Genomic DNA, 21,831 nt, shown 5'->3' on the forward strand with positions numbered 1-21,831 from the left:
TATCCCGCATAGGACCCAGTTTTCGAGGATCCCGCGGGATATTACAGATCTTATTTCCTTACTTTTGCATTTTTTACACTGCTCCAGGCACCGTAATATGTCTTTCCGCTCACTTTTTTGTATGCACGGATACGAACATAATAAGTGCTTCCCTTTTTCAAACCGGAAAGTGTTCGGGTCAGTGCACTGGTGGACACTGTTCTGGCCCCTCTCATGGACCTTGAGGCCGCATACTGAATCTGATAGCCGGAAGCGCCAACTGCTTTTTTCCAGCGGACAGTCAGCTTCCCGGAAGCCTTGCTGGACGGTTTGTACTGCACCGGAGCTGTCAGACGGACGATCCGGCTGCCGTTTTTGTTATAAGCACTTAAAGCAGAGCCCTTGTATGCGCGGACTGTATAAGTATACATGGTTCCTGATTTTACTGATCCGTCTGTGTAGACCAGCGTATTGCTTCCGCTTACGGTAGCGATATTGACCCACTTGCTGCTGTTTCCGGTCCTTCGATAGATCTTATAACCGGAAGCATTTGCAGCTTTTTTCCATTTGAAGACGATGCCGGCAGGGCTGTTGGAAGTGCCGGATAACCCGGGCGTGGTAAGCTTTACCGTTGTAAGGGCCGCGGACCGAAACTGGTATACGGCTGACTGTACTTCATCAGTCTTTTTCCATTCAGATTTCTGATAAACATACTTCTGGAAAAAGATATACATGTTATAAGTTGCGGCTTTGTTTATTCCTTTGGCAGATCCGATCCGCCATGTAGTATTCTTCCTGTTATCGGTTGGATTTGGTGAAGTACTCCAGTAAACTGGCACCCACTTCACATCTCCAGGCCCGGGATTTGAATTTGTAGTTCCCGCACCGGTCACGGTAAAATTATAATATTTATTCGGAGTAAATTTCAGCGGAGAATCCAACCCTCTTACAAAACTATCTTTGACATCTGGTATAGAAGGTATATAGGTCGGTGTCGGCGTCACATCATATTTCGGGCGGGTTCCCCTGTAATTCAACTTTAATTTTTTCAGGTTGCTGGTTCTTCCGTCTGAACCCAATACTTTAAGATACAGATCAAATTCTTTCTCTGTATCCAGATTCTTAAGATATATCACAAAGCTTCTGTTTGCAGTAACCGCCACACGAGAGTTTCCCGTATCGACCCTCGGAACATCAGATGTTCCGTCCTTTTTTCTCGCTACAGCTTTGTAGTAGCAGGCTCCGTTTGCATCAACTTTAAGTGTCACATTTACAGAACTGCGGCTTACCCATTTTTCTCCGGTCCATTTTACGTTTATTTTTGGCACCGGTGTTGGTGTCACTGTCAGTTCCGGATCCGCTGTCGGTGTCACTGTCGGTTCCGGACCCGCTGTCGGTGTCACTGCCAGCTCCGGAGCTGACGCTGACATAGCTTCTGCGTTTTCTTCTTCCATACCGTCTCCTGCTTCTTCAGGTATCAGTTCTGTCAATAATACTTCCGGATCATCCTCACTGGAGATCTCTTCTGAAACTCCTTCCTCAGCTCCGCCGAAAGTATCCTCGCTGTTCTCCACATTTTCCGCGTTTTCCACATCTTCCATGGTTGCATCGGAAGAGTTATCCACCATTTCCTCAGAAATATCCTCACTGTCTTCTGCAGGCTGCTCAGTCTCTCCCATAGACTCTGTAGTTTCCTCTGCGGAAAACATTTCCTGGCTGTCCGCAGCATTTTCTGTAATTTCTGCATCAACGCTGCCAAACTCTGCAGCCATACCGGTTGCCGGGAACACCGTCACACAAAGCGCAGCACTTAAAAAAAGTGCCAGAACTTTTTTCTTCATTTACCTTCCTCCTTTTCTCCGTGAGTTACATATTTGTTATGTCAAGGAGATATTCGCACTCCACACAGTATTATTTTTCAGAAAGTGGGGCTGACTGAAACTTGTACTGTACAGACTGTATCTTATCCGTAGACTGCCATTTGGAATCCTTGCAGGTATATTTGCGGAAGAAAACATACAGATTAAAAGTTCCCTCCTGGTCGATTCCTTCCTTGGAACCGATCTTCCAGGTGCTTCGGATCCGGTTGGAATTCGGATTCGCAGATGTGCTCCAGTAAACAGGCACCCACTTAATGTCTCCGTTTTCCGGATCCTCATTATCGGTACCTGCACCGATAACCTTAAAATCATAAAATGTATCCGGGTAGAATTCCAGAGGAGAATCCAGCCCCTCTACCGTACTGTCCTCTGCCTTTGGTTTGGATGCTTTATGTTTTTTCTCAGAATCTGTTTTTTTCGCCGGGCGGCTGTCCTGATCAAGCTCCATCCGCTTCAGATCACTTAATTTCCCATTCTCATCCTCAATCTGGATATACAGATCAACTGCCTGGTCTGTATCCAGGTCTGCAAGTGTGATCCCGAACTCTTCATCCTCACTGATCAAAACCTCATCATTCACGGTATTTCCGGTCTCGATCTGAGGCACCTGGGAATTTCCGTCTTCCCCTCGCTCTGCCCATTTATAATAGCAGACGCCGTTAACGGCTGACGTAAGCGTTATCTCTGCCTGGGAATAGCTGTCCCATTTAAACCCTGTCCATTGTATTTCTGACTTTTTGGAATCCTTTGTATTGTTTTCTCCGGAAATCAGTTCCAGATCCTCCACAGTCTGTTCTTTTATGGTGTCACCACTGTTAAATTCCGCTGCCATACAGGTAGCCGGTATCATGGTCATACCAAGAGCTACACTTAAGATCACCACAGGAAGCTTCTTTTTCATTTTTCCTTTCTCCTTTCGCATATGTCTTCATTATATAATTCTCCCCTATTGCTTGCAACAGAAAAGAAGCCTGATTTTGCTGTGACATAAAAGGCTCCGGAAACCTGCCGATTTCTCACACAGATTCCCGGAGCCTTCCATTCAATATTCAGTTGTGATAATAAAATCCCCTATCAGAACTCTGGTTCGATCAGTCCGTAAGTATTTCCTTTACGTTTATAAACTACGTTAACCTGCTCTGTCTCAGCATTAAAGAATACAAAGAAATTATGTCCGAGAAGCTCCATCTGTACGCATGCATCTTCCGGATACATTGGTTTGATCCCGAATTTCTTGGTACGGATGATCTTAACTTCCTCATCCTCTTCATAATCCTTATCAAGGTATGCCTTCTGGAAGTTTGTGGATTCCTGCTGCTTGTCAACGATCTTGTTCTTGTATTTACGAAGCTGACGCTCAATTACCTCTTCAACCAGATCGATGGATACATACATATCATTGCTTACCTGCTCGGAACGGATAATGTTGCCTTTCACAGGGATCGTTACCTCGATCTTCTGGCGATCCTTCTCAACGCTTAAGGTTACTGAAATCTCAGTTTCAGGAGTGAAATACCTTTCAAGTTTACCAAGCTTGTCCTCAACAGCTGTTTTAAGTCCTTCGGTTACTGCTATATTCTTTCCACTAATAATAAATTTCATGACTTCCATCCCCTTTGCTGTTTTATGTTGCTATTATAACATATTAAATTGAATTTTAACATCACTTTTCAAAAATTTCATAAATTTTTTCCAAATTTATTCGATATATTCCTTCAAAATGTTTTTTTTGTCGTGAATGCGCAACTATTAGAGTATTTCATCTAATTAATTCATTACAAATGTATATCTGCACACCAGTGCCAGAAGATTGATGGGACAAAAGCATCTGCTTCACTATTTGTATATACTATTTCATTTTAGCCAGAGCTTCAAAGGGTATACTTCCGCCAAAAATATCCAAAGCACTGCCAACAGTCACATCCAGTCTGCCCTGACCTGCTTTTCGAAGCTCTTCAATATCTGCCATAGAACCCACACCGCCTGCATAGGTCACCGGATGGGCTGTATACTGTCCCAGAAGCTTTGCAAGCTCTGTTTCCACACCTCGGGCCTTTCCTTCCACATCCACTGCATGGACCAGAAATTCGTCGCAGAAGCTTCCAAGCCTTTCCATCAGCTCCGGTGTCACGATCTCTTCTGTAAATTTCTGCCATCGGTCTGTGACAATATAATATTTGCCATCTTTTTTGCGGCAGCTCAGATCAAGTACAAGATGTTCTTTCCCTGCAGCATCACGGATCTTCTCCAGATTTTCCCAGGAGATCACTCCGTTTTTAAACACATAGGAGGTTACGATCACGTGGCTGGCGCCAGCCTCCAGATATTCTGCCGCATTCTCCGGGCAGATGCCGCCTCCGATCTGAAGCCCTCCGGGATATTTTCCCAGAGCCTGAAGTGCCTGGGCTTTCGTTGCTTCATAGTTCGGGGAATCCTTTCCGTTCAGAAGGATCACATGACCGCCCTTTAATCCTGCCTTCTTATAAAGCTCTGCATAGAATGCCGCATCCTGCTCTGACACAAAATTTTCTGCCGCCTGATCCCCCTGATCCTTCAGGCTTCCTCCTACGATCTGTTTTACTTTTCCGTTATGTATATCAATGCATGGTCTGAATTTCATAATCCTGTCCTCCATTTTCTTTCCATGCACTGATAATAGCATCTGAAACAGTTTTATGCAATGCTGTGGTAAAATATCTGTTATCTTCCTTCTACCGCATTTCCCACTGCGTTTCCGATATCATCCACTGCATTACCTACGCCGTCGCCAAGGTCCTTTACACTGTCACCCAGCTCACCGGATACAGTTCCGTCATTTTCGTTTCTGTCAGCATCCGCAGCTCCGGGTGCTGCTGTCCCGTTATTTCCATTTCCTGCAGGCGTCACGGTAATATTTCCATCGGACATCTCATTGTTATCCGTGCCGGAATCCTTAATGCTCTCTCCATTGTCCTTCACACCGTCATTGTCTGCTTTTTCTTCCATAGTTTCATCTTCTGCGGCAGTATTTTCGTTTGTATCTTTTTCCTTATCCTTCGTGTTTTTATCTTTTTCATCCACTGTTTCATCCGCATTGTTTACCTCTGTGCCGCAGGCTGTAAATGTACACAGAGACAGGGTAAGCAAAGTACCAAAAAGAATCGCCTTCCATTTTTTCATATGATCTTCTCCTTTTTCTGAAAAATTCTGTATTCCTAATATGGCACTTTTTCCGCTATCCTATTCTGGGAAAAATTTCAAAAACCGCAATTTCATCCAAAAAAGACGGGGTCCGATCTTACACGAACCCCGTCTGTATTACCTGTAATTTTATTCTGTTGCGGCTCAATCTGTCAGGATCAGCCGATCACGTCACTCATATCATAACGTCCTGCCGGTTTGCCGGCAAGGAATTTGGCTGCTTCTACAGCACCTTTTCCAAAAATAGCCTTGGAATATGCAGTATGCTTGAACTCGATCACTTCGTCCTGACCTGCAAAAATTATCTCATGCTCACCTACGATAGTTCCGCCGCGAACTGCGGAGATACCGATCTCCTTATCATCGCGTTTTTCACGTTTCTGGCTGCGGTCATATACATAATGATACTGATTATCCATAGCTTCATTAATGCTGTCTGCCAGCGCAAGTGCAGTACCACTTGGTGCGTCTAATTTCAGGCGGTGATGCTTCTCTACGATCTCCATATCAAAGCCTGCAGCTGCAAGAACCTTAGCTGCGTCCTGAACCAGCTTCAGAAGTGTGTTGATACCAAGAGACATGTTTGCGGATTTCAGCACTGCTACCTTTCGGGATGTTTCTTCCACTTTTGCAAGCTGCTCCTGGCTTAAACCGGTACTGCACAGAACAACCGGGATCTGGCGTGCCGCGCTGTACTCAAGAAGCTTGTCTGTTGCCTTTGCGGAAGAAAAATCAATGATCGCATCTGCCTCTACCTGACATGCGTCAATATCGGTGAATACCGGATAGCTGTTTTTTCCCTGATCTGCAATATCAATACCTGCTACGATCTCAGCATCCGGATCTTTCTCCACAATGCCGCTGATGACCTGGCCCATATGTCCGTTGCAGCCGTGCATGATGATTTTTACCATAGTATATTCTCCTTTACCTTTCGCTTACAGTCAGATCATTTAGCAAGCTTAAGGCCGAATTTCTCGATCTCTTTTGCAAGAACTGCCTTTGTGTCCTCTTCCATCTCGCAGAGCGGCATACGAAGCGGCCCTACGTTCATTCCCATAAGGTTCATAGCTGTCTTAACAGGAATCGGGTTTACTTCGCTGAACAGCGCATTGATCAGCGGAAGAGCTTTCAGCTGATCCTCTGTTGCTCCCTTGGTGTCGCCGTCGAAATATTTCATGACCATGTCATGTGTAAACTTCGGTGCAACGTTGGAAAGTACGGAGATAACTCCAAGTCCGCCAAGAGAAAGAATCGGAAGTACCTGATCATCATTTCCGGAGTAAAGCTCAAGCTGTCCGTCTGCCAGAGACATCATCTTGGCGATCTGGGAAAGATCTCCTGTTGCTTCCTTGATTCCGACAATGTTCTTTACATTCTTTGCAAGGTAAGCTGCTGTAGCCGGCTGGATGTTGCAGCCTGTACGGCTCGGTACGTTGTACATGATGAGCGGAGTTTCCGGAACTGCATTGGCAATTGCTGTGTAATGAGCGATAAGACCCTTCTGTGTAGCCTTGTTATAGTAAGGTGTTACAATAAGAAGAGCGTCTGCGCCATAGGAAGCTGCTTCCTTGGACATCATGATCGCTGTCTCTGTACAATTGGAACCTGTTCCTGCAATAACAGGCACACGTTTGTTAACTTTATCAATTGTGAACTTAATTGTCTGAAGATGCTCTCCGTGTGTCAGAGTAGAAGATTCTCCTGTTGTTCCACAGATAACGATGGCGTCTGTGCTGTTCGCGATCTGATCCTCAAGGATCTCCTCAAGTTTCTCAAAATTCACTTTACCGTCTTCATGCATAGGTGTTACGATTGCAACGCCTGTTCCTTTAAAAATTGCCATTTGTCTTCCTCCTTCTTTCTTCTGTGAAATATTGCTTATTCCCGTTCCTGGTCAGTCAGCTCTGTTGTTATCGTGGTAATACTATCCACATAGGGCTTCAAAGCATCCGGAAGCCAGCGTCCGGTCATAATTATATGCATACTTTCATCCTTCTGCTTAAGCATATCGATGATCGTCTCAACTGGAGCGATTCCTTTATCCATAAGCCCGAGGATCTCATCCAGCAGCAGAAAATCACACTCTCTGGTAGCAATTACCTTCCGTGCGAAATTAAGGCCATTGAGAATATTAGTTCTCTCTTCTGCCTTTTCCTGCTCACTTAGGTCATTATAGCAGGTGTCCATTTTTTCGAAACGGAAAATCTTGAAATCAAAATTATCCAGTTCCTCAAGGAAATCCAGTTCTCTGCGTTCCCTGCCCTTGAGGAACTGTATGATGATCACACTTTTTCCCTGTGTAGCAAAGCGCAGCCCCTGGCCTACAGCCAGAGTTGTCTTTCCTTTCCCGTTCCCGCAATAAACCTCTGTTATTTCTCTTTCCATGATTTTTCCTCTTACTGTTAGTGAAACCGGTAATTCCCCATTTTTCTGATTTTTTTAATATTACCGCAGATTGGCTGGAAATGCAAGTGTTACCTTAATGTTCTCACCACTATTCCAAAATATATCCAATGTTACTCAACATATTCCAATTTACTCACCGAAACTTCATAGGCAATCCTTTTTTCTGTTTCGTTTTCACTAATCCGTTTCATGTACTCCCTGCTCTGGATCCTGCCCCAGATCAGTACATGCCCGCCTACTTCAAAAGCAGAAGCATATCTGGCATTTCTTCCCCAGCATATACATGGTATGTAATCGGATTTTCCATAAGGTCGATTGACTGCCATCAGAAGATCTGCGATCTCTCTTCCCAACGGTGTTTTTCTGTATACAGGCGGTTTACAGATATATCCGTCCAGAAAGATCTGATTGACCGGCACAGTTTCTTCTTCCTCCCCCACAAACTTCACTTCCCGGGCAAAGACTGAAAGCACAAGCCGGTTTCTCTTTTCTTCATGACGGTTATAGGATCGGAACTGTCCGTGGATCTCGATATATTCTCCCACATAATCCTGTGTGATATCGATCAGCCGCTCAGACACCATCACCGGGATCCTGTCCTCCGAATCGCTGAGACGTTTTACCAGGATATCCATCATGTAAAATCCTTCTCCAAAGACCTGATGGCTGAAAGTAAACCCCGTAGCGATCCGTCCCATAACGGATACCTGATTGTTTTCAATAATTTTATCTGCCATAATAAGTAGCTCTCCTTCCTCTTCGTGTATTTCGTCTATATCAATCTATGTGTATTTGCGGTATAATATGCCTGAAAAATGAAAAACCAAAAATATTTTTTTATGTCTTGTAATCTCACAAAAATGTGATAGACTATAAATTTGGACATCATTTTTAACAAAAAAGATTACTTATATATGGAAAGAAAGGATTTGGATTATATGAAGACCAAGCGTGAAGATGTTCGTAACGTGGCCATTATCGCCCATGTCGATCACGGTAAAACAACACTTGTTGACGAGCTTTTGAAACAGAGCGGTGTTTTCCGTGAGAACCAGGAAGTCCAGGAACGTGTCATGGACTCCAACGATATTGAGCGTGAGCGCGGCATTACGATTCTCTCCAAAAACACCGCAGTTCATTATAAGGATGTAAAAATCAATATCATCGATACTCCAGGTCATGCGGACTTCGGCGGCGAGGTAGAGCGTGTGCTGAAGATGGTAGACGGCGTTATTCTTCTTGTGGACGCCTTCGAGGGTGCCATGCCTCAGACTAAATTTGTACTTCGTAAAGCTCTCGAACTGAACCTGCATGTTATTGTCTGCATCAATAAGATCGACCGTCCGGAAGCACGTCCGGAGGAGGTTGTCGACGAGGTGCTGGAGCTTCTCATGGATCTGGACGCATCTGACGAACAGCTGGACTGCCCGTTCCTGTATGCCTCCGCAAAGGCCGGCTACGCAGTTCGTAACCTCGATGATAAGCCTGAGAATATGGCTCCTCTTTTTGAGACTATCCTTGATGCGATCCCTGCTCCGGAGGGAGATCCGGACGGAGATACACAGGTTCTTATCAGCACCATCGACTACAATGAATATGTAGGCCGTATCGGTGTCGGTAAAGTTGAGCGCGGAACCATTTCCGTGAACCAGGAGCTGATGCTTCTGAACCATCATGACCCGGACAAACACGAGCGCGTAAAGATCAGCAAGCTCTACGAATTTGACGGCCTGAACAAGGTTGAAGTCAAGAGTGCTACCATCGGAGCCATCGTTGCGATCTCCGGTATTGCAGATATCCACATTGGAGATACACTCTGTGCAGGAGATAACCCGGAGTCCATTCCGTTCCAGAAGATTTCCGAGCCTACCATCTCCATGAACTTCCTTGTAAACGACAGCCCGCTTGCAGGACAGGAAGGTAAATTTATCACTTCCCGTCACCTTCGTGACCGCCTCTACCGTGAGCTGAATACAGACGTCAGCCTTCGTGTGGAAGACACAGATACAACTGAGTGCTTCAAGGTTTCCGGCCGTGGTGAGCTACACCTTTCCGTTCTTATTGAGAACATGCGCCGTGAAGGATATGAATTTGCAGTCAGCAAACCGGAGGTTCTCTATCATACAGACGAGCGCGGACGCAAACTGGAGCCGATCGAGATCGCATATGTTGATGTTCCGGAGGAATTTTCCGGTACCATCATCCAGAAACTCAGCGAGCGTAAAGGTGAACTTCAGGGTATGAGCACAGCAAGCGACGGAACTGTACGTCTTGAGTTCTCCATCCCTTCCCGTGGACTGATCGGATTCCGTAACGAATTCCTTACCTCCACCAAGGGTACCGGTATCCTGAACACCATGTTTGACGGATATGCACCATACAAGGGAGACTTCCCGTATCGTAAACAGGGTTCCCTCATCGCTTTCGAGGCAGGCGAGACTGTAACTTACGGTCTTTTCTCCGCTCAGGAGCGTGGTACTCTCTTCGTCGGACCTGGCGAGAAGGTTTACAGCGGTATGGTTATCGGACAGAATGGTAAGGCTGAGGATATCGAGCTGAATGTCTGCAAGACCAAGCACCTCACCAACACCCGTTCCTCTTCCGCTGACGATGCACTGAAGCTTGTTCCGCCAAAGATCTTAAGTCTTGAGCAGGCCATTGAGTTCATCGACCAGGATGAGCTTCTTGAGGTAACACCGACAAGCCTTCGTATCCGTAAACGTATTCTGGACTCCAGAGACAGAAAACGTGCCGCATTCCGCAAGAGCTGATCGAACCTGGCTATCATTTACTGTTGAGCAGAAACCTTTTACAGTAATTCGGCGCAAAGCCGCATAGTGAATGCGGATGCTTTTATCCGCCTGACTTATATTTATATAAACTGCCATATGGGAAGCATTTCCTGTATGGCAGTTTTTTTCTGCATTTCTGAAAAAAATCCCGATAATTTCTGCCTAATTATTCTGAAAATTTAAATAATTTCAAGTTTTTTGGTTTCTTATGTTATCACGCTTTACTTTGCCACAATATTTTTGTGATTTTTTTATCAAAATCGCTCCGTATTTTTGTGAATTATTTATCAAATTCTCTATTGACGTCTGAAATCAGTTAAATTATAATGTGTACATGATCGTTTGACAAAAGTTTAACGTTAATGTTTTAACTACATGTTGCGTTTTATCTTTTGCCCACCCTTCATATGTGTGCATGTTTTTTGTCAGTGCTGACAATTTTTTAACATGTTTTTTGTGCATAGTGCTGAATTTCAAAAAATTTTTTTAACATTTTTCCAATAATTCAGCGTTCTGCAAAGTAAAATTTACAGTATTTTCCCCTAATTTTCTGTTCGTCATTTTGCACATAGCGACAAAATTCAGAATTTGCGTTTTTTTCAGAATTTTGATACTATATCAGTATCGAAACTGAAAATTCAATCAGATTGAATCAACAACGAAACGCAGCGCGGGGACTTACAAAAACTCTGCAGCATCTGCCGGCGAAAAAAGGATAAGCCCGCAGGACCACAGACCATTATCATATGAAAACAGGAGGATTCCACATGGCAAAGAAAGAAACTATCCCTACCATCATCGACACTCCAGAAGCCCTGACCGCGAAAATGGCTGCAATGAAAGAGGCACAGAAGATCTTTGCTACCTACACACAGGAGCAGGTCGACAAGATCTTTAAGGCAGCTGCTACTGCTGCTGACAAGATGCGTATCCCACTTGCCAAAATGGCTGTTGAGGAAACAGGCATGGGCATCATGGAAGACAAGGTTATCAAGAACCATTACGCAGCAGAGTATGTTTACAATGCATATAAGAACACTCAGACATGTGGTGTTGTAGAAGAAGACAAGGCATACGGACTCAAGAAGATCCTGGAACCTGTAGGACTGATCGCTGCAGTTATCCCTACAACCAACCCGACCTCCACAGCAATCTATAAATCTCTTATTTCCCTGAAAACCCGTAATGCGATCATCATCAGCCCGCATCCGCGTGCTAAGAAATCCACTATTGAAGCTGCAAAAGTTGTTCTGGAAGCAGCTGTTGCCGCAGGTGCGCCGGAAGGAATCATCGGATGGATCGATATCCCAAGCCTTGACCTTACCAACATGGTAATGCAGAACGCAGATATCATCCTTGCCACCGGTGGTCCCGGAATGGTCAAAGCAGCTTACTCCTCCGGTAAACCGGCTGTTGGTGTAGGACCCGGAAATACACCTGCCATTATTGATGACAGCGCAGATATCCGTCTTGCAGTTAACTCCATCATCCACTCCAAGACCTTTGACAATGGTATGATCTGTGCTTCCGAGCAGTCCGTAACTGTTCTGGAGAGCATTTATAAAGAAGTGAAGGAAGAGTTCCTTTACAGAGGATGCTACTTCCTTAAAAAAGACGAGATCGAGAAGGTCAGAAAGACCATCCTTATCAACGGCGCACTGAATGCCAAGATCGTAGGACAGAAGGCTGCTACTATCGCTGAAATGGCAGGCGTTACTGTACCGGCTGAGACCAAGATCCTGATCGGTGAGGTTGAGTCCGTTGATATCAGCGAAGAATTCGCACACGAGAAGCTTTCCCCTGTACTTGCCATGTACAAGGCCAAGAATTTTGACGATGCTGTTGCAAAGGCTACGCAGCTCGTTGCAGACGGCGGCTATGGTCATACCTCTTCCCTCTACATCAACGTAAATGAAACAGAGAAGATGGATAAATTCGAAGCAGCTATGAAAACCTGCCGTATCCTTATCAATACACCTTCTTCCCAGGGTGGTATCGGTGACCTTTATAACTTCAAGCTTGCTCCATCCCTTACTCTTGGCTGCGGTTCCTGGGGCGGTAACTCCGTATCCGAGAACGTTGGTGTCAAACACCTTCTCAATACCAAGACTGTTGCTGAAAGGAGAGAGAATATGCTCTGGATGAGAACACCGGAAAAGGTTTACTTTAAGAAGGGCTGTATGCCGGTTGCTCTTGATGAGCTCGGTACTGTTATGGGCAAGAAACGCTGCTTCATCGTAACAGACTCCTTCCTCTACAAGAATGGCTACACCAAACCGATCGAAGATAAACTGGATCAGATGGGCATCGTTCATACATGCTTCTCTGATGTAGCTCCTGACCCGTCTCTCGCTTCCGCCAAAGCCGGTGCCAAGGCTATGACAGCCTTTGAGCCAGACTGCATCATCGCTCTTGGCGGCGGTTCCGCAATGGATGCCGGCAAGGTTATGTGGATGCTTTATGAGAATCCGGACGCTGACTTCTCCGATATGTCCATGGACTTCATGGATATCCGTAAGAGAGTTTATACATTCCCGAAGATGGGTAAAAAAGCTTACTTCGTAGCGATCCCGACCTCTTCCGGTACAGGCTCCGAGGTTACTCCTTTCGCCATCATCACAGATCAGGATACCGGCGTTAAATGGCCACTGGCTGATTACGAGCTTCTCCCGGATATGGCGATCGTAGATACCAATAACATGATGAGCGCACCGAAGGGACTTACCCGTGCTTCCGGTATCGATGTTATGACACATGCCATTGAGGCTTATGTTTCCATGATGGCTTCCGATTACACCGATGGTCTTGCACTGAAAGCGATCAAGCTTGTATTTGAGTATCTGCCGCGTGCATATAAAGATGGCAATGACGTAGAGGCCAGAGATCATATGGCTAACGCTTCCTGCATGGCAGGTCTTGCATTCGCCAATGCATTCCTCGGCGTTAACCACTCTCTCGCTCACAAGCTCGGTGCTTTCCACCACCTGCCACACGGTATCGCAAACGCAGTTGTTCTTCTGGATGTTATGCGTTACAACAGTGCTGAGGTTCCGACTAAGATGGGTACTTTCCCACAGTATCAGTATCCGAAGACACTTGCACGCTACGCTGAGATCGGACGTTCTGTAGGTCTTACAGGCAAGAACGATGCAGAAGTATTCGAAAAACTTCTTACTAAACTGGATGAGCTTATGAGAACTATCGAGATCCTGCCGACGATCCGTGATTACGGCGTAGATGAGAAGCATTTCCTGGAAACTCTGGATGAGATGTCCGAGCAGGCCTTCAATGACCAGTGTACCGGTGCCAACCCGAGATATCCGCTTGTATCCGAGCTGAAAGATATCTATCTGAAAGCTTACTACGGAGAAATGCCAAATAAAGAAAAGAAAAAAGCCAAATAAATGTGGAACATCCTTTTAATGAAACACAGTCGGGAGTCTATTCACTCCCGACTACGTTTCATTTGCTTATTCCCTCTTGCAAAAGATCCCCGATACAGGACTGCATGAACAGACTGTACCGGGGATCTTTTATTCAACTGCTTTGTAATGATCGTTTATTTCAATCCATACTCTGCTGCAAGTTTTTTAAATTCAGGAAGAGAATTCACAATTGTCTCATAGGATACACAATATGCAAGTCTCACATAACCGGGGCATGCGAAGGAGCTTCCCGGTACCATAAGGATGTTATATTTCTTACCGGCTTCACAGAAGGCTTTTTCGTCTTCAACCGGAGATTTTACAAAGAGATAGAAGGCACCCTGTGGTTTGATGCACTCAAATCCGCATTCTTTCAGGCCATTATAAAGTGCCTGACGATTTTTATCATAAGCTGCAAGATCCGTCTTGGCGTCTACACATTTTGCAACTACCTTCTGGATCAGGGACGGTGCATTTACACAGCCAAGTGTACGGTTTGCAATGGTTGCTGCAGAGATCAGCTCTTCGCTTCCGTCTGCCTCATCAGGGATCACCAGATATCCGATACGTTCACCCGGAAGGGAAAGAGATTTGCTGTAGGAATAGCCCACAACAGTATTGTTATAATATTTTGTCAGGTATGGGACCTCCACGCCATCATAAGCCAGCTCACGGTATGGCTCATCGGAGATCAGGTAGATCACAGTTCCGAACTCTTTCTGTTTTGCTTCCAGGATTACGGAAAGTTTCTTGATTGTTTCTTCTGAATATACAACTCCGGTAGGATTGTGCGGGGTATTTACGATAACTGCTCTTGTCTTCGGTGTGATCTTCTGTTCAAACTCAGCGAGATTTGGCTGGAAGGTTGTGGTATCCGGAGAGATTTCCACAAGGACACCATCATAATTGCGGACATATGCACCGTATTCCAGAAAATATGGTGCAAAAACGATCACCTCTTCTCCAGGGTTCAGGATTGTTTTCAGGATCACATTCAGCCCGCTTGCAGCACCGACGGTCATGATCAGATTCTTTGCGGAAAATTTCGTATCGAAACGTCTGTTGAGGGATTCTGCGATAGTCTGGCGTACATCCTCAAAGCCTGCGTTGCTCATATATCCGTGAAGAACTGTCGGATCCGTAGTGTTTACAAGCTCGATAATTGCTTCGCGGACGCTGTCCGGTGCCGGTACACTTGGATTTCCGAGACTGAAATCAAAAACCTTGTCTGCGCCGTATTTCGCACGGAGGCGGTTTCCTTCCTCAAACATCATACGGATGGCGGAATTATTTTTTACGTAGGGTTTCATTTTTTCTGATATCATTTTGTGCTCTCTCCTTTTATCCGATTTTACAGGGTTTCATATCCTTATTTCTACCATAGCCAGAATCTATTGTACTGTCTACAATTTTACCCCGTCTTGCTTCAGCGTGTCAATACTTTGTCCAGGTAAAGTATTTCATATTTCCTATGGACAATGCTAGTGTACCTGTTTGTCTTCCGGTTTCGTTCGCACGATCCATACTGACAACATGCTTCCCACCAGCGCGATCACGAATCCGGTCAGAACATCTGTCGGATAATGGACACCAAGATACAGTCTGGAAAATGCCACCAGTGCTGCCAGGACTACTGCCGGGATTCCGAATTTCTTCGGAAGCATCCGGAGCATTACCAGAGCAACGGCAAAGGATGCTGTGGTGTGACCTGACGGAAAAGAGAAATCCTTCGGTTTGGTGATCATAGGGATGAGAGCTTCAATTTCCGCAAAAGGCCTTGGTCTTGCCACTATATTTTTGAGAAGCAGGTTGGTAACGATCGCCCCGAAGATCAGGGACAAGGCTGCCGCATAGCCTGTTTTTCTTGTCTTTGGAACAGCAAGAAGAACAACTGCACAGAGGATCCAGAACCATCCTCCGTTTCCCAGAAATGTAACAGATTTCATAAATGGTGTCAGCATATCCGTTCTTAAATATCGCTGGATCAGGAGAAGGATTTCTCCGTCCAGCTGTTGTATTGATTGTAAAATATTCATATACCTCTTACTGATCAGACGCTACCGCAACCTGCTTTGCCAGCTGTTCATAGCTATGCAGCTGCCCGGCAGTTTACCTGGTCAGATCAGCTTTCTCCTCTTTCTTTATTTTTCATTTCTTTATTTTTCAGCAGACAGAGCAGCTTTCTTTTATATTTCTGCATCTGCAGCTGTCTGATTTACTTATTATCTATTATACCGTATTTTTCTTGATTTTCTGATAACAAAAGCTAAATATTTTATAAATAAAACGCCCCTGCACTGCCGAAATTTCACACAGTACAGGGACATCTCCTTCCCGTTACTTAAAACTTTCTATATAAACTTTTCTTTTTCTTTCAGGATGGCTGCGCTTTACGCTCCGCGCTCTGCCTCCCGCTCCTTATAATGATGTGCCTCCTCCAGCATCATATCTTTCACCTTCATCAGTCGGATCTGAGTACTTCTCTCGTTCTCATCCAGCTTCATGGTGATGTATTTAATGTTTGCCCGGGCTTCCGGTATGATGACATGCTCCAGGGCATTTACACGACGCCTTGTTTTTTCGATCTCGGAAGCCATAAGCTGACAGGCCTTTTCCACTTCTGCCAGACGAAGCATATCCGGCAGGATGTCTGCCAGGGATTTTACCGCTCCGTCCAGATCACTGGATGTAAAAGCAAAGCCATAGGAATAGATATCGTTAGCATCCGGTGTTCTTGTTTTGTATTCAAAAACAGGAATATCCACACTCATGACATTCTTTTTTCCGGTTTCCAGATAAACTTCCTGCTTAGGAGCCATCAGTGCCGTATTCAGCGTCTCCTCCGACATTCCTGCTTTTGCAATGACAAAATTGGTGTTGGCGCTTCGGATACCAGCTTCTACTTTTTTTCGCAGCTCCATATTCTCCCGTACCAGATCCAGGAACTGTCTCATCAGCTCGTCCCGCTTATCCTTCAGAAGCTTATGGCCACGTACTGCAGTCACCAGCTTCTTTTTCTGCTTCGTAAGCTCCATACGGGTAGGATTCACCTGTGTTGATGCCACAAATCATCCCCCCTTTATACTTTTCCGTAATACTGATCAAGGAATTTATCATCGATACGTTTCAGCTCGCTTCTCGGAAGAATGGAAAGCAGCTTCCAGCCGATAGCCAGTGTTTCCTCAATATCACGGTTAGCCTGATAGCCCTGGGAAACATATTCCTTCTCGAAAGCATCCGCAAATTTTGCATAGATCAGGTCAATATCGGAGAGAGCTGCCTCACCAAGAATGGTCATCAGCTCTTTGGCCTCTTTACCACGGGCATATGCGGCAAACAGCTGGTTCATGGTGTTAGCATGGTCTGCTCTTGTCTTGCCTTCACCGATACCCTTATCCTTCAGTCGTGACAGAGACGGAAGAACATCGATGGGCGGTGTGATTCCCTTACGGTAAAGCTCACGGCTCAGGATGATCTGTCCCTCTGTGATGTAACCGGTAAGGTCCGGGATCGGATGGGTCTTATCATCCTCAGGCATAGTCAGGATCGGAACCATGGTGATACTTCCTGATTTTCCTTTCTGACGGCCTGCACGCTCATAAAGAGAAGCAAGATCTGTGTACATATATCCGGGATATCCACGACGTCCCGGAACCTCCTTACGAGCCGCGGAAACCTCACGGAGCGCATCCGCATAGTTTGTGATATCCGTAAGGATTACCAATACGTGCATGTCTTTTTCGAAAGCAAGATATTCAGCCGCTGTCAGTGCCATTCGCGGAGTAGCGATACGCTCAACAGCCGGGTCATTTGCCAGGTTCACAAACAGAACAGTACGATCTATAGCTCCGGTTTCCTTAAAGCTCTCTACAAAGAAGTTTGACTCCTCGAAAGTGATACCCATGGCTGCAAATACAACGGCAAACTGCTCATCTTTTCCGCGAACCTTCGCCTGTCTTGCGATCTGTGCCGCAAGCTGTGCATGGGGAAGACCGGATGCGGAGAAGATCGGAAGCTTCTGTCCACGTACCAGGGTGTTCAGTCCGTCAATCGCAGATACACCCGTCTGGATAAACTCCTCCGGATAGCTTCTGGCCGCCGGATTCATGGGAAGTCCATTGATATCTCTTCTTTCCTCCGGAAGGATCTCCGGGCCGTCATCAATGGGACGTCCCAGTCCGTCAAAAACACGCCCCAGCATATCGCCGGATACACCAAGCTCCATGCTCCGTCCCAGGAAACGTACCTTGCTGTTGGAAAGATTGATACCTGTAGAGCTCTCAAACAGCTGCACCAGAGCATTGCTTCCGTCGATCTCCAGAACACGGCATCTTCTTGTTTCGCCATCGGCAAGCTCGATCTCACCAAGCTCGTCAAATGCTACATCTTCAACGCCCCGTACCAGCATCAAAGGGCCGGCAACTTCCTGTATGGTCCTATATTCTTTTGGCATTTTACAGGCCCTCCTTTCCTAGAAGTTCTGCAGTCTCTGCTACCAGCTGGCGGGTTACCTTCTCATATTCTGCTGCCAGCTGATCTTCTTTTGTATATTTATAACGGCCGATCTGCTCACGTACCGGAAGCTTTACGATATCATTGATATCTGCGCCCTGTTTCAGCGCATCCAGACCCGCATCATAAAATGCAAGTACCAGACGCATCATATTGTGCTGTTTTTCCAGAGATGTGTAGGTATCGATCTCGTGGAAAGAGTTCTGGTGGAGGAAATCCTCTCGGATGGAACGGGCTGCTTCCATTTTCAGTCGGTCACCCGGAGAAAGCGCATCCATACCTACCATCTTTACGATTTCTTCCAGCTCTGCCTCTTCCTGAAGAAGGGTCATCATTCTCTGACGGAGCTTCATCCAGTCATTCGCTACATTTTCGTCAAACCATCCGCCAACGCTGTCCAGATACAGAGAATAGCTGGTCAGCCAGTTGATCGCCGGGAAATGACGTTTGTATGCAAGGTTTGCGTCCAGTCCCCAGAATACCTTTACGATTCGAAGTGTCGCCTGGGAAACCGGCTCGGAGATATCACCACCTGGAGGAGATACGGCGCCGATCGCTGTCAGGGCACCCTCTCTTCCGTCTTTTCCACTGCAGATCACATGTCCGGCACGCTCATAGAACTGTGCAAGACGGGAACCAAGATATGCAGGATAACCTTCCTCGCCTGGCATCTCCTCCAGTCGTCCGGACATCTCACGGAGAGCCTCAGCCCATCTGGAAGTAGAATCTGCCATCAATGCTACGGAATATCCCATATCACGGAAATACTCCGCAATTGTAATACCTGTATAGATCGACGCCTCACGAGCTGCAACCGGCATATCTGAGGTATTGGCGATCAGAACCGTACGCTCCATCAGAGACTGTCCTGTTTTTGGATCCTTCAGCTCCGGGAACTCGTTCAGAACGTCTGTCATCTCATTTCCACGCTCACCGCAGCCGATATAGACCACGATATCTGCCTCAGCCCATTTTGCAAGCTGATGCTGGATAACCGTCTTACCGCTTCCGAACGGGCCGGGAACTGCTGCCACACCACCCTTGGCAATAGGGAACATGGTATCAATAACACGCTGTCCTGTTACCAGAGGCTTGGCTGGCGGAAGTTTCTTCTTATATGGACGGCCACGTCGTACCGGCCAGTGCTGCATCAGGGTCAGCTCTTTATCGCCGTCTGCTGTGGAAAGAACTGCAACGGTCTCATCCACGGTAAACTCGCCGGATTTAATTTCCTTCAGAGTACCTTTCATATTGGGAGGTACCATGATCTTCTGTGTAACAACGATAGTCTCCTGAACGGTTCCAAGAACATCGCCGCCCTCCAGCTGATCTCCCACCTTCGCAACCGGAATGAAATTCCATTTTTTGTCCCGCTTCAGGGCAGGAACCTCAACGCCTCGTTTCAGGTTGTTGCTGCCTGCTACCTTCATGATGTCATCCAGCGGACGCTGTATTCCATCGTAAATGCTTGTAATAAGGCCAGGACCAAGCTCCACGGAAAGGGGCACCTCCATGGACTCTACCGGTTCTCCCGGACGAAGTCCTGAAGTCTCCTCATATACCTGTATGGAAGCCTCATCTTCATGCATCTCAATGATCTCACCGATCAGACGCTGGCTGCTTACACGAACCACGTCATACATATTTGCATCCCGCATACCCTTGGCAATTACCAGCGGTCCTGCCACCTTCTTAATGGTTCCTCTGCTCATCTGAACCAATCACCTGCTTTCTTGTCACTCATTACTGAAAAGAATATCGGAGCCAACTGCCGTCTCCACGGATTTCTTTACATTTTCGATACCTGCACCTGTATTTCCGGAAATTCCGGGAATCTGAATGATCGCAGGCATCAGCTCCTCACTGTATTTACTGATCTCTGCGGAAAGCTGGACCGCCAGCTGTTCCGTAATATAAATAACCGCATATTCACCGGCCGCCAGACGGTTAAGCTTCTCTTTACCTTCTGCAGGATCCTCCACCGGAAAAGTATCAAGGCCAAGAGCCGCAAACCCGTAAATGCTGTTATAATCACCTAAAACTGCGATCTTATACATACATTTCCCTTGCCCTTTCCCGGATAAACTCTTCCGGAAGGCCGCTGCGCTTTCCGGTGAGAATGATCCGCACCGTCTTGATCTCATTTTCACGGGCAAGCACATAGGCTACCAGCGGTCCCAGTGAAAATGAATTGTACAGCTGAGGGCGGATGGTCTCCATGATCTGGTTATCACACCATCTCTCAAAAGCGGAAGCTGATTCCGCCAGCGCCAGAGCTCCGTCCCCATATTTCGTTTCTGCCAGATAACCCATGATCTGATCCATTCCGCTTACTGCCGCGTGGATCAGTCTCTCCTTATCCAGTGTGTCACATTCTGCCATGGCTTTTTTCATAAAGTCCGAACTTTTTCCTGTTTTGCAGGCACGGACTGCGATCCGGATATCTGCTACCGCTACCGTGGATTCCGCATACTGCCGGACGATCTCTTCTTTTGACCGTTCTCCGGCTTTTTTTATGGCATCCAATGCTGCCCTGTCTACGATAATATCCGCAAGCTGTCCGTCTCTTGTGTGCAAAAAGGTCTCATAGGCTTCTCTTGCCGCTTCCCGCATATCCTCAGGAAAACGATCATATTCCTTATCCTTCAGGAATTTCACCATATCCTCTCCGTCAATGGAACAGTCGCTGAAAAAAATATTCGGCGCTGCCCCTTGCAGGATGCTTGCCTTCACAGCCGCTTTCAGGTTATGGAAAAGATCCTGATAAGAAAGAACAGAAAAAACAGATCGGTCCGCTACCAGCGAATCCATGATCTCCCAGATCTTTTCTCTCTCCCGGGAAAGAATGGCGTCCGCACCGGCTGCAGGATCACCGTTTCCCCAGCCCTTCTCTGTAAGGATCTGAAGGCACTGCTGCTCATCCTGACATGCCAGAAGCTGCTCGATCGCCGCCTGATTCAGAAGTCCGGTCTCCAGAACACGTATCCGCGCCACCGCATAGGCATAATCTTCACCAAACATCATTCACGCCCTCCTTTTTGCGATGGTGTTTTACGCAAACAAAATCTTTCTTACCTGATCCAGAAGCTCATCCCGCTTCTCTGCGAACATGGCATCAATGGAACAGTTTTCCTCAATGCCGCCGTATATCAGGATAAAACCTCCGTCTATGTTTCGGGTTTCACCGGAAATTTCCAGCACACCACCCTTTTTCTGTGCCAGGCTCTTTATTTCCTCACGGAAACCTGCCGGCATACGTTCCAGATCCTTTTTTGAAAAACAGATCTCTCCTTCTCTTGGAAGAAGATATTTCTCAGCCATATTCTTAAGGATCCCAAAATATTTTTCTTCATCCAGATTCTTCACACGGTCACAGGCATCTGCGATCACATTTCCGATCAGTTCCTGCTTGGCTGCAAGAACTGCGGTACGCTTCTTCATATCTGCAGCGGAAGCTGTCCGCTCTTCATAGCTTTTCACCTTTGCCCTGGACTGTTCTTCTCTCTGCTGCCGGATCTTATCTGCCTTTTCTCCGGCTTCCCTGAGGATCTCTGCGGCTTTTTTCTCCGCATCACTGATCGTAACGGCTGCAGAAGCATCGGCCTCTTCAAGAATCTGGCTTACCATCTTCTCTAATCCTGTCATGCTCTGCCC

19 protein-coding genes are annotated in these 21,831 nt (G+C 46.3%); 2 read left to right on the plus strand and 17 right to left on the minus strand.

Annotated features, from left to right (window positions below):
- Positions 1–50: 50 nt before the first annotated feature.
- The 9 genes from CCC70_RS07065 to CCC70_RS07105 all read right to left on the minus strand — a co-directional run bounded on the left by CCC70_RS07065 (position 51) and on the right by CCC70_RS07105 (position 8,185).
- Entirely contained in the window at positions 51–1,820 is a 1,770-nt protein-coding gene (locus CCC70_RS07065) for a fibronectin type III domain-containing protein (RefSeq protein WP_278603473.1), read from the minus strand.
- A gap of 70 nt (positions 1,821–1,890) precedes the next feature.
- Positions 1,891–2,760 (minus strand): hypothetical protein, encoded by an 870-nt coding sequence (locus tag CCC70_RS07070; protein WP_278603472.1) that lies wholly within the window; start codon positions 2,758–2,760, stop codon positions 1,891–1,893.
- A gap of 173 nt (positions 2,761–2,933) precedes the next feature.
- On the minus strand, positions 2,934–3,461 hold the full coding sequence (hpf, locus tag CCC70_RS07075; protein WP_015526242.1) for a ribosome hibernation-promoting factor, HPF/YfiA family: 528 nt from the start codon (positions 3,459–3,461) through the stop codon (positions 2,934–2,936).
- Between the two features lie 247 nt (positions 3,462–3,708).
- Entirely contained in the window at positions 3,709–4,479 is a 771-nt protein-coding gene (gene hisA / locus CCC70_RS07080; protein ID WP_015526243.1) for a phosphoribosylformimino-5-aminoimidazole carboxamide ribotide isomerase, read from the minus strand.
- A gap of 80 nt (positions 4,480–4,559) precedes the next feature.
- Positions 4,560–5,018 carry a hypothetical protein gene (locus CCC70_RS07085; RefSeq protein WP_021652687.1) on the minus strand — a complete coding sequence of 153 codons (459 nt, stop codon included), beginning with the start codon at positions 5,016–5,018 and terminating at the stop codon, positions 4,560–4,562.
- A 179-nt stretch (positions 5,019–5,197) separates the two neighbouring features.
- Positions 5,198–5,953, minus strand: coding sequence for a 4-hydroxy-tetrahydrodipicolinate reductase (gene dapB, locus CCC70_RS07090; protein WP_015526245.1), 756 nt, complete (start codon positions 5,951–5,953; stop codon positions 5,198–5,200).
- 35 nt (positions 5,954–5,988) lie between these two features.
- Positions 5,989–6,885, minus strand: a complete 897-nt coding sequence (dapA, locus tag CCC70_RS07095) for a 4-hydroxy-tetrahydrodipicolinate synthase (protein WP_278603471.1) — start codon at positions 6,883–6,885, stop codon at positions 5,989–5,991.
- A 35-nt stretch (positions 6,886–6,920) separates the two neighbouring features.
- Positions 6,921–7,427, minus strand: a complete 507-nt coding sequence (locus CCC70_RS07100; RefSeq protein WP_022427335.1) for a cob(I)yrinic acid a,c-diamide adenosyltransferase — start codon at positions 7,425–7,427, stop codon at positions 6,921–6,923.
- 131 nt (positions 7,428–7,558) lie between these two features.
- On the minus strand, positions 7,559–8,185 hold the full coding sequence (locus CCC70_RS07105; protein ID WP_015526248.1) for a single-stranded DNA-binding protein: 627 nt from the start codon (positions 8,183–8,185) through the stop codon (positions 7,559–7,561).
- 201 nt (positions 8,186–8,386) lie between these two features.
- Between CCC70_RS07105 and typA the strand changes: the two genes are divergently transcribed.
- Positions 8,387–10,219: a translational GTPase TypA gene (typA, locus tag CCC70_RS07110; RefSeq protein WP_278603476.1), complete on the plus strand. Its 1,833-nt coding sequence runs from the start codon at positions 8,387–8,389 to the stop codon at positions 10,217–10,219.
- A 788-nt stretch (positions 10,220–11,007) separates the two neighbouring features.
- Positions 11,008–13,644 carry a bifunctional acetaldehyde-CoA/alcohol dehydrogenase gene (gene adhE / locus CCC70_RS07115; protein WP_287084546.1) on the plus strand — a complete coding sequence of 879 codons (2,637 nt, stop codon included), beginning with the start codon at positions 11,008–11,010 and terminating at the stop codon, positions 13,642–13,644.
- Between the two features lie 155 nt (positions 13,645–13,799).
- Here the strand turns inward: adhE and CCC70_RS07120 are convergent, their stop codons facing one another.
- The 8 genes from CCC70_RS07120 to CCC70_RS07155 all read right to left on the minus strand — a co-directional run bounded on the left by CCC70_RS07120 (position 13,800) and on the right by CCC70_RS07155 (position 21,822).
- Positions 13,800–14,990 (minus strand): pyridoxal phosphate-dependent aminotransferase, encoded by a 1,191-nt coding sequence (locus CCC70_RS07120; protein ID WP_287084547.1) that lies wholly within the window; start codon positions 14,988–14,990, stop codon positions 13,800–13,802.
- A gap of 156 nt (positions 14,991–15,146) precedes the next feature.
- Positions 15,147–15,701, minus strand: coding sequence for a phosphatase PAP2 family protein (locus CCC70_RS07125; protein ID WP_015526252.1), 555 nt, complete (start codon positions 15,699–15,701; stop codon positions 15,147–15,149).
- 354 nt (positions 15,702–16,055) lie between these two features.
- The gene (locus tag CCC70_RS07130; protein WP_022427340.1) at positions 16,056–16,730 is read right to left on the minus strand and encodes a V-type ATP synthase subunit D; all 675 of its coding nucleotides are present in this window, start codon (positions 16,728–16,730) and stop codon (positions 16,056–16,058) included.
- Between the two features lie 14 nt (positions 16,731–16,744).
- A complete protein-coding gene (locus CCC70_RS07135) occupies positions 16,745–18,118 on the minus strand; it encodes a V-type ATP synthase subunit B (RefSeq protein ID WP_015526254.1) in 1,374 nt (457 codons plus the stop codon).
- Position 18,119: 1 nt separating this feature from the next.
- A complete protein-coding gene (locus CCC70_RS07140) occupies positions 18,120–19,889 on the minus strand; it encodes a V-type ATP synthase subunit A (RefSeq protein ID WP_114001801.1) in 1,770 nt (589 codons plus the stop codon).
- A 24-nt stretch (positions 19,890–19,913) separates the two neighbouring features.
- Positions 19,914–20,234: a V-type ATP synthase subunit F gene (locus CCC70_RS07145; protein ID WP_173739481.1), complete on the minus strand. Its 321-nt coding sequence runs from the start codon at positions 20,232–20,234 to the stop codon at positions 19,914–19,916.
- Positions 20,227–21,198, minus strand: coding sequence for a V0D/AC39 family V-type ATPase subunit (locus CCC70_RS07150; protein WP_015526257.1), 972 nt, complete (start codon positions 21,196–21,198; stop codon positions 20,227–20,229). Before CCC70_RS07150 ends, CCC70_RS07145 begins: the two co-directional genes overlap by 8 nt.
- Before the next feature lie 30 nt (positions 21,199–21,228).
- Positions 21,229–21,822, minus strand: coding sequence for a V-type ATP synthase subunit E (locus tag CCC70_RS07155; RefSeq protein ID WP_015526258.1), 594 nt, complete (start codon positions 21,820–21,822; stop codon positions 21,229–21,231).
- Positions 21,823–21,831: the final 9 nt, after the last annotated feature.

Origin of the sequence: Blautia sp. LMAG:89 (assembly GCF_008679485.1) — a bacterium.
GTDB classification, from domain to species: domain Bacteria; phylum Bacillota; class Clostridia; order Lachnospirales; family Lachnospiraceae; genus Blautia_A; species Blautia_A fusiformis.